This window comes from Hymenobacter profundi, assembly GCF_019334315.1.
Lineage (GTDB): Bacteria > Bacteroidota > Bacteroidia > Cytophagales > Hymenobacteraceae > Hymenobacter > Hymenobacter profundi.
On sequence record NZ_JAHWGL010000062.1, the window covers coordinates 21474 to 30210 of the forward strand.

Consider the following 8737-nt stretch of genomic DNA (forward strand, 5'->3'; position numbering starts at 1 on the left):
CCTGATCAGTTGGAGTCGATTCTGCGTATAGGCTTCCGATATTTGACCGTAGTACCTGGCAATTGCTACCCTTAAGCGGGTGAGCGAAGACTGGATACCAACAAAATACCACTCCGCTTTCAGATACGTTGTTCCGCACTGCCTATGCAGCCCATTACGTTTACTACTTCCCGCACGGCTCGCTACTACCTGTTGGGCGAGCCCGGACCCGCTATTCAGCAGGTATGGTTTTGTCTGCACGGCGAAAACCAGCCGGTGCCGGAGCTGGCTGCTCAATTAGTTGCCCTCGATACGCCCGAGCGCCTGCTGGTGCTGCCCGAGGCGCTGTCGCGCTACGGATTGCCATCTGATGGGCAAGCGCCGCGCCGCATTGGGGCCGACTGGTTTGCGGTGGGCGACCTGGTGCCCGACCTGACGGACTTGAGCAACTACCTCGACACGTTGGCGGCGGAGGTGCTGGCCGCGTGCCCACCCGAAGTAACCGTGACGGTGCTGGGCTGCGGGCACGGCGGCGCGGCGGCGGCGCGCTGGCTGGCCGGCCAGCGCACCCGCTACGACCGCCTGATTCTGTACGCCGCCGTGTTTCCGCCCGAAATAGACCGCCGCGCTACCCTGAAAGCCCTACCCAACCGGCCTGTCACCGTCATCGCTACCACCATCGACTCGTATAAGTCGGAAGCTGATGGGCGGGCGTTGCTCGATGATCTGGACGAAGCCGGCCTGCCGGCGCGCCTGCAATACGTATCAGAAGGCCCCGTGACGCTGGCTGCCCTGGGCAGCACCACTCAGCTGCGCTGAAGCCGTGCTCGTACTATAGTATTTACTACCCCTAACACCACTTCATGAACTCCACCCTACCCGACGTCGACCTGACCAAGCTGCCTACTCGCGCACCGAAGCACGTACACAAAGACGAAACCAAGCGCGAGATGCGCAAAATCCGGGAGGAGTTGGTGGAGTGGCAGGAACGCCTGTATGCTGAGAACAAACGTAGCATTTTGGTGGTGTTGCAGGGTATGGATGCCAGCGGCAAAGACGGCCTGATTCGGCGGGTGTTCAGCGGTATCAATCCGCAGGGCGTGCGGGTGTATTCGTTTAAAGAGCCTACCAAGGACGAGCTGGCCCACGATTTTCTGTGGCGCATTCACCAACGCACCCCCGGCCACGGCATGATTCACGTGTTCAACCGCTCGCACTACGAAGACGTGCTGGTCACTCGCGTAGATAAGCTAATCGATGACGCTACGGCTAAACAGCGTTTCGCGGCCATCAATCACTTTGAGGAACTCTTGCAGCAGGCCGGCACCACAGTGCTGAAGTTCTACCTCAATGTGTCGGAGGAAGAGCAGGAGGAGCGCCTAGCGGAGCGTGTTAATAATCCCAGCAAGCAGTGGAAGTATGAGCCTGGCGATGACCACAAGGCCGGGCAGTGGCCCGCCTATCGCCAAGTATACGAGGACGTATTCAAGCATTGTAGCCCACCCAGCTGCCCCTGGTACCTTGTGCCATCTGATCAGAACTGGTACAAAGCCTACGAGGTAGCCCGCACCCTGCGCGACACCCTGGCCGACCTCAACCCCACCTACCCCGAAAGCAAACTGACCCGCCCAGAGTAACAGCGGGCGGGTCAGTTTGTCGTGTACGCAAGTGTCAGAGCACTACGCCACGGCCAAGTGGTGGCTGGTGAGGTGATGCTCTACGCAGTCCAACACATGCTGCACGGTGCGCAAGGTTTCCACCTCGGGGTCCGGTATCTCGATGTGGAAACGATGCTCCAGATCAATTACCAGTTCCACCGTTTCAATCGAATCCAGCCCTATATCCTCGGCCAGGCGGGATGTAGGCAGGAGGGGCTGGGTAGTGCGGCGCCCCTTCCGACGAAGCAGGCGCTCTACTTGCTGGCGGACGAGTTGTTCCATCAGAAAAGCAAGAAAAAGGTAAACAATGGTGGACGTGTAACGTCCGGGAAGTAAAGGTTTGGTATACCTAGAGTCGAAAAAGTGGCTGTTTACTTTACTCAGTAGGCTGAAACAACAGCACCGTTTCGGTGGCGACAAGGTAAGCGCCGGTTTCGGCTACGGTAGCCGCAATGGTGCCATCGGCGGGCGCCACCACGTACTCGAAGCCCAAGGCAGCCGGCGCCGTGCCCTGCGTGGGTAGGGTAGAGGCCATTTTGGCCAGCACCTCGCCCTGGCGTACCCGCTGGCCCGGCACCACGTAGAGCTGCCACAAGCGGCCCCGCACACCCGCGGCTACTGCCTGTCCCGTTGCTACCAGTGGCGCATTGGCGGGAGCTTCTACTACAATGGCAGCTTGCGGGGTAGCACGATGTGGATGCAGCCAGTGAGGTAGGGTAAGACTACCGATGGCGGCTAGCGGGATAAAGAAAAATCCCAGGTTTTTTTTCATGATTTCGAAGCGGAAAGAATAACCGTAATCGCAACGGTTACATTTAAAGGCAGTAAGCAGAGCGTAGTGAGCGTTGTTTCGGCTTACAAATAAGATGACGTTTGAGAAGGACGTTTACTTTAACGCACAGGGGTAAAGCACCAAAAAGAAGCTGTTAGCTGCCATCATCGGCAGGGCAGCCGCAGTCCTCGCTGTTCAGGCGCAGTCGGATTTGCCGGATCACCTCAGTAAGGGGCACGGCTGCCAGGGCTGCTTGCATGGCCTTTTTGGCGGGCCCCAACAAATCGTCGAGCGAGTCGCTGATGACGCGGCCCACGTCGCAGCCAGTATTGGGGTTGGCATTGTTGACGGCGAACAGGTCGGCTTCGGGCTCCAGCATGGCGTGCAACACATCCAGCAGCGTGATATCGTCCAAGGCGCGGTCTAGGAGAGCACCACCGCCCGTACCCAACTGTGTGCGTACTAGTCCCGCCCGGCGCAAATCACCCAGCAAACGGCGCACTACCACCGGGTGCGTGCCCACGCTTTTCGCCACTACCTCCGATGATACCGGCTGCCCGTTGGCACGGGCTAGGTAAGCCAGAATATGGGTAGCAACGACGAAGCGTGTGTTCATATACAAAGTGTGTAACAGAATAGGTTACAAATATACAGGGCAAAAGGTTTATATAATAGCAGAGTTAGTGGAATGCCAGAGCTAATGCAAGCATCTAGTCGTTCTAGTAGGGTCCTTCCCTCAGCCCCTCTCCCTTTTTGGAGAGGGGCCGAGAGAGGGACCCATTTGCTTAGCTAGCCGGCTGCTCCAACAACGCCAACTGCTGAAGCAGTTGCTCCTTGCGGATAGGGTAGGGCGCGTCGTGCCGAATGGTTTGGAACACGGCCTCGAATAGCTCTAGGTAGTTGCTCGTCAAGCCAGGGTAGGGCGTGGTGGTGAGGTTGTCGGTGCCGGGCGCGGCCAGCGTGAGGCGGCCAGCGTGCTCGGGTGCTTCCTGACCATAGCTAGGCTCGGTAGGGCGCATGCCGGCTTGTAGTTGGCCCTCCTGTGCATCGGAGCGCATCTTGCTGAAGCTGCCGCGCGTGCCGTGCAGCACAAAGGCTGGGCTTGGTTGCGCCACAAGTAAGCCGCTGGTGAGAAACACTTCCAGCCCCTCGGGGTAGCGCAGGTGCAGGTGGAAGTAGTCGTCTACCCGGGAATGAGGGCGGTGGCTGGTCAGGGTTTTGGTGCAGCTGAGCGGTGCCCCAAACAAGCTGATAGCCTGGTCCAGCAGGTGCGGCCCCAAGTCGTAGAACAGACCGGCGCCGGGTCCGGGCTCTTCCTTGAATTTCTTAGCGTTGAGCGGCGTTCTGAACCGGTCGTAGCGGAAGTGTACCTCGTGTAGTTTGCCGAGCTGCCCGCTTTCTACCACGGCCCGTACGGCTTGGAAGTCGCTGTCCCAGCGGCGGTTTTGGTAGGCCAGGAAGTGCCGGCCTTGCCGCTGCGCCAGCTCTAGGAGCCCTTCTAGCTCAGGAGTGGTAATGGCCACGGGCTTTTCTACCAGCACGTGCTTGCCTGCCAGTAGGGCCTGGGTAGCCAGGTCCACGTGCGTGTTGCTGGGCGTGTTTACAATCACCAGTTCCACCTCCGGATCGGCCAGCAGCGCCTCTACGCTGGGGTAGCTCTGGATAGTAGGGTAGTCTTGGGCGGCGCGCTGCTGGTGGCGCTCCGTTACGGCGCGCAGCGCGAAACCAGGGTGAGCCGCCACAAAAGGCGCCTGAAAAATCTGGCCCGACATACCGTAGGCCAGCAAACCTGTTTGAATAGGAGAAGCTGTCATGCCCAAAGATACACGCAATGACCAGGGTAGGCTGCGTGCCCGCGCTGCACAATTTGACCAATCCTATGGGTTCCCCGTATGTTTAGGCAACAGACTTACTATCCTATGTTCGGATTAACTGACTTCCATCGTATTTTCACTTTACTAACAGATAAGCTTGGCCGCTGGGTAAGGCAGTTTATTTTGCTGCTGCCCAATATGATCATGGCAGTGCTGATTCTGGTCATCACCTACTTTGTAGCACGGTTGGTGCGCCGGGTGGTAAGCAATCTGTTGCCGCGCGTGTCGCACAGCGCTACGCTCAACAACTTGGTCATCACCATCACCTACGTGGGTGTGCTGCTTGTGGGGCTGTTCTTCACCTTAGAAGTGCTCAGCCTCGATAAAACCGTGACCTCGCTGCTGGCGGGTGTCGGGATTATTGGTTTGGCGCTGGGTTTTGCGTTTCAGGATATTGCGGCCAATTTCATCAGTGGCATCATCATCGCCATTCAGCGGCCGTTCACGGTTGGCGATGTTATTCAGACGGAAAGCTACTTCGGCACCATCGAGAGCATCAACCTGCGCACCCTGGACCTGCGCCAGGTAACGGGTGAGCTGGTGCGCGTGCCCAACCGCAAGGTGTTCGAAAGCTCCGTGATTAACTACACCGTGACCACCCACCGCCGCGTAGACGTGGAGTGCGGCGTGACCTACGACACCGATCTGGAAAAAACCCGCGACGTGGTATTAGACTGCATGCGCGGCTTCCCCAACCTGCTCACCGACCGGCCCGTGGAGGTGATGTTCACGGGGTTCGGCGAAAGCTCTATCGACTTCACCCTGCGCTTCTGGATTCCCTACCGTAAGCAGGTCGACTACGTGGGCGCCAAAAGCGAAGCCATCATGCGCATTAAGCGCGCCTTCGATAAGGTAGGCATCGTGATTCCCTTCCCCATTCGCACGCTGGATATTTCGCCCGAGCTGCTGGAAGAAATCAGTAAGAAGATGGTGCGCGAATAGGCTGACCCCCTCCCCTCCGGGAGAGGAGTGCCAGACGATACACACGAGAATTGTTGAATGCACCTCTCTCCCAGAGGGGCGGGGGCGGGGTCACGCCACCTGACGTTGCGAAAAGATTCTACTTACTTAAATAGCCGCCAGAAAGTCCGAACGGCTTGCAAAACGCTTATATGCTGTATATGAAATGGATGAAACCCGGTAGCCGATTGCCCGCCATTGTGGTAGCAGTGCTGCTAGTGATACCCGCCGTCGTAACCAAACGCGCAATGGCTACGGATACTATTGCTATGGATACACCCGACAACCAAACCGCTCAGTTGGTGGCCGATTCTGCTACGCCCCAACTTATTGCCCGGCAATTCAAATTCACGGAAGGCCCGGCCGTAGACCGCCAGGGCAACGTGTTTTTCACCGATCAGCCTAATAACACCATCTGGCAATACGACACCAGCGGCAAGCTGTCGTTGTTTATGGCCGATGCCGGGCGGGCCAATGGGATGTACTTCGATGCCAAAGGCCACCTGCTGGCCTGCGCCGACGAGCACAACCAGCTGTGGTCCATCGACCCCAACAATAAAAAGGTGAAGGTGCTGGTGAAAGACTTCGGCGGCAAGCGACTAAATGGCCCCAATGACGTATGGGCGCACCCCAAAACCGGCGGTATCTACTTCACCGACCCCTACTACCAGCGCGACTACTGGGCACGCAATAGCCCCGATATGGTAGGCCAAAAGGTGTTTTACCTGGCCCCCGGTCAGACCCAACCGGTGGTAGTAGACGACCAACTACGCAAGCCCAACGGCATCATCGGCACCCCCGACGGCCGCTACCTCTACGTGGCCGACATCGACGGCGACAAAACCTACCGCTACCAGTTCGGCCCTGACGGCCACCTCACCGACAAGCAACTGTTTGTGGAGCAGGGTTCCGATGGCATGACCCTGGACGAAAAAGGCAACGTGTATCTCACCGGCAATGGTGTGACCGTGTACAGCGCCGCTGGCCAGAAACTCGCCCATTTCGATGTACCCGAGAAATGGACCGGTAACATCTGTTTTGCCGGCAGAGACCATAAAATGCTGTTTATCACCGCCTCAGAGGGAATTTATAAGCTGTCTATGCGCGTGAAGGGCGCATACTAACAAGCGTTACCCCCAACGGGGCGGCCCTCCATTTCCTGGATGGCTGCCCTGTTGGGGGTAATCTACGCTGGCTGATGCCAATGCTGTTGTAGCGTTAGCCGTCTATTGGCTCCATCACAAGCGTGAAGGTTGCTGTAAGCACAAGGCCCGTAGTGGCTTGCGTCTGCACCGTCACTTCGTAAGCGCCTGCCTTCAGTGTTGTGTTAGCAGCCACCGATACCTTGCCGGTTGCTTCGTCTACCGTAAACAACTGTTGTGTATTCGTGAAAGCGGCACCGTCCTTCTTGATACCGATCATCGAGAACTTGCCTTTGTATTTATCGGGTGAGAAGGTAGGGGCCTTGGACGTGTAGGCATTGCCCAGGCCCATAACGATGCGGTTTTCCAGAATCGTCAGGTCATAATCGGAGTAGTAGGTGCCAAAAAAGAACCTCGGCTTGGGCATCAACACCACCCGGAACTGCTTGCGGGCCACTTCATACCCATCTTTCGTTAGAATGGGAATCAAGTCGTATATCCACTCGCTCTTTTGCGCGGGGTCACCCGCGTCGGCACTCACCACTACCTCGTCTTTCACCAAGTTCACTTTGCCATCGGGGCGGCCGTTTACGTGGAGGTAGAGGTAGGTATTGGCGGGGTTGATGCCTTGGTAGTCAACTGTATAGCGTTCCTCCTGCTTGCTGTAAATAGCGTACGCATACGGAATCTTGTCGGTGGCACTAAGGTCCTTGATAGCCAGTTGCGTAGGCACCACCCGAATCTTGATAGTCGACTTTACGGGTTGGAAGCCTGCTGTGGAAGTGGCTACCAACATAGCCGTATACACCCGCGGCGTTTGGTAGCTGGTCGTGATGGAAGTCATACCGTTAGGATACAGCTTACCAGCATCAACGGTCACAGTATTTGTGCTGCTGTTAAATGTAACAGCGTTGCGCATAAAAGTACTCAGTGAGTCCGTATCATTTAGTTTGATACGCGGATTGGCTTTGAAATCAAAAGCCAAAGTGGCATCCTTCAGATTGGTGTACTCAGCAGGTAAGGAGAGCTGCACCGTCTGACCATAGACCAGCGTCAAAGAATCAGGTAACGTAAAAGGGGGTAAATAGCCGTAATTGATGTTTTCTATTACCTCTTCTTTTTGACAGCTAAAAAGCCCGAAGCTAGTGAGCAAGCCAACAAATACCAGAAAGAGGGTGAGCAGAGCCCGTTTTGGTCGAGCGTAAAAAAGTGACATACGATGCGTGTTAAGTACGCCGCAAAGCTACGACGAGAAGTTATATATGAAACAATGTTTCATATATAACTTCTCATATACTATCATTCAATAGTTTCTAGTGGCCCTATATTCGGGTAGGCCAGTGCTTGAAGGCACACAGCAGTTGTGAAGCCCTACCTCCTGACGGGAAGCTAGCCTTCACCCCGAAACAGTACCAAAATTCTTACCCACCCGCGCCAATGGCGACCAATAGCGGGTCGAGGTCAGTGCTAGAACGAAGAGGGTAGGACGTACTTACAGCGCTGATATGACGTAAGTTAAAAGCAAAAAAAGTGCGCCCCGAATGTATTCGGAACGCACTTTTTAAATGCGAGTTGTTCAGTATTTACTGACAGCTAACTACTTGGTGCCTTTTACCAAGTTCTTGCCTAGGTCTTCAACCGTTTTCAGGAACCCGTCTACGTCGGCGTCGGCATAGGTGCCGAAAGCTGTAGAAATGGTGCCTCTTACACCATCTTTGGCTTCTATAGCGTAGAGAATCGACATATCATCGGGGTTGCTCTCGCCCTCGAAGCGGTAGAAGTCTACAATGGTTACATCCTCGGGGGCATAGGTTTTTTTGTCGTCGCTCATGGCATGCAGGCGGCCATCGGTTACCACAAAATCAGCGGTGTATCCTTCTTGGTTGAGTTTCTTTTCAACCGAAGTCATCGAGCGTTCTTCTTCTTTGTCTTGCATGGGAGTAGGAGTTCTGATAGAGAGGGTATGGGAGCAGGAAAAGAAACCCCCGCTCCGGCTATACGCAGCCAGGGCGGGGGCAGGTTGTTACAAAGAGTCGGAAACTCGCGGAGAGGCTCGTTATTGACTGATTGCCTGGCGTTTTTCGATGGTGCGTTGCAAGGCGTCTACATCAATAGTGCTGCACGCACCGCAGCCCTTTGCGCAGCCAGCCGCACTCTTGGTAAAGAAAGCCCGCCAGAAAAGGCGCCCCACATAAAACGCCGCCGCCACAAACAGCGCTGCAATAATGAAATACTGAATTTCGACGGAGGTGATAGTCAGAAGCATAGCGGGTTTATAACTGCGGTAGGGTAGGAAAAGTTTGACTTTCTATTTTCTTGTCATCCTGAGCTTGCGAAGGACCATCTCCCGGT

11 protein-coding genes are annotated in these 8737 nt (G+C 55.8%); 4 read left to right on the forward strand and 7 right to left on the reverse strand.

The window, feature by feature from the left end:
* The first annotated feature begins 144 nt into the window (after nucleotides 1-144).
* Together KYK14_RS14350 and KYK14_RS14355 are read left to right on the forward strand one after the other, a co-directional pair.
* Complete coding sequence (locus KYK14_RS14350; RefSeq protein ID WP_208307724.1) at nucleotides 145-798, forward strand: alpha/beta hydrolase; 654 nt, start codon at nucleotides 145-147, stop codon at nucleotides 796-798.
* 44 nt (nucleotides 799-842) lie between these two features.
* Nucleotides 843-1616, forward strand: coding sequence for a PPK2 family polyphosphate kinase (locus KYK14_RS14355; protein ID WP_219159739.1), 774 nt, complete (start codon nucleotides 843-845; stop codon nucleotides 1614-1616).
* 42 nt (nucleotides 1617-1658) lie between these two features.
* Here KYK14_RS14355 and KYK14_RS14360 read toward each other — a convergent pair whose 3' ends face one another.
* From KYK14_RS14360 to KYK14_RS14375, 4 genes are all read right to left on the reverse strand, one after another.
* Nucleotides 1659-1919: an acyl carrier protein gene (locus KYK14_RS14360; RefSeq protein WP_185282010.1), complete on the reverse strand. Its 261-nt coding sequence runs from the start codon at nucleotides 1917-1919 to the stop codon at nucleotides 1659-1661.
* 94 nt (nucleotides 1920-2013) lie between these two features.
* On the reverse strand, nucleotides 2014-2409 hold the full coding sequence (locus tag KYK14_RS14365) for a biotin/lipoyl attachment domain-containing protein (protein ID WP_219159741.1): 396 nt from the start codon (nucleotides 2407-2409) through the stop codon (nucleotides 2014-2016).
* 154 nt (nucleotides 2410-2563) lie between these two features.
* On the reverse strand, nucleotides 2564-3025 hold the full coding sequence (locus KYK14_RS14370) for an Rrf2 family transcriptional regulator (RefSeq protein WP_185282012.1): 462 nt from the start codon (nucleotides 3023-3025) through the stop codon (nucleotides 2564-2566).
* Between the two features lie 169 nt (nucleotides 3026-3194).
* A complete protein-coding gene (locus tag KYK14_RS14375; protein ID WP_219159743.1) occupies nucleotides 3195-4223 on the reverse strand; it encodes a Gfo/Idh/MocA family oxidoreductase in 1029 nt (342 codons plus the stop codon).
* Between the two features lie 105 nt (nucleotides 4224-4328).
* Here KYK14_RS14375 and KYK14_RS14380 point away from each other — a divergent pair, with 105 nt between their 5' ends.
* Nucleotides 4329-5225, forward strand: a complete 897-nt coding sequence (locus tag KYK14_RS14380; protein ID WP_185282014.1) for a mechanosensitive ion channel family protein — start codon at nucleotides 4329-4331, stop codon at nucleotides 5223-5225.
* 179 nt (nucleotides 5226-5404) lie between these two features.
* Nucleotides 5405-6367: an SMP-30/gluconolactonase/LRE family protein gene (locus KYK14_RS14385; protein ID WP_343217110.1), complete on the forward strand. Its 963-nt coding sequence runs from the start codon at nucleotides 5405-5407 to the stop codon at nucleotides 6365-6367.
* 94 nt (nucleotides 6368-6461) lie between these two features.
* Here the strand turns inward: KYK14_RS14385 and KYK14_RS14390 are convergent, their stop codons facing one another.
* The 3 genes from KYK14_RS14390 to KYK14_RS14400 all read right to left on the reverse strand — a co-directional run bounded on the left by KYK14_RS14390 (nucleotide 6462) and on the right by KYK14_RS14400 (nucleotide 8651).
* Nucleotides 6462-7442 (reverse strand): hypothetical protein, encoded by a 981-nt coding sequence (locus tag KYK14_RS14390; protein WP_219159745.1) that lies wholly within the window; start codon nucleotides 7440-7442, stop codon nucleotides 6462-6464.
* 540 nt (nucleotides 7443-7982) lie between these two features.
* Nucleotides 7983-8321 carry a hypothetical protein gene (locus tag KYK14_RS14395; RefSeq protein WP_185282016.1) on the reverse strand — a complete coding sequence of 113 codons (339 nt, stop codon included), beginning with the start codon at nucleotides 8319-8321 and terminating at the stop codon, nucleotides 7983-7985.
* A gap of 120 nt (nucleotides 8322-8441) precedes the next feature.
* The gene (locus KYK14_RS14400) at nucleotides 8442-8651 is read right to left on the reverse strand and encodes a FeoB-associated Cys-rich membrane protein (protein ID WP_243900266.1); all 210 of its coding nucleotides are present in this window, start codon (nucleotides 8649-8651) and stop codon (nucleotides 8442-8444) included.
* Nucleotides 8652-8737 lie beyond the last annotated feature (86 nt).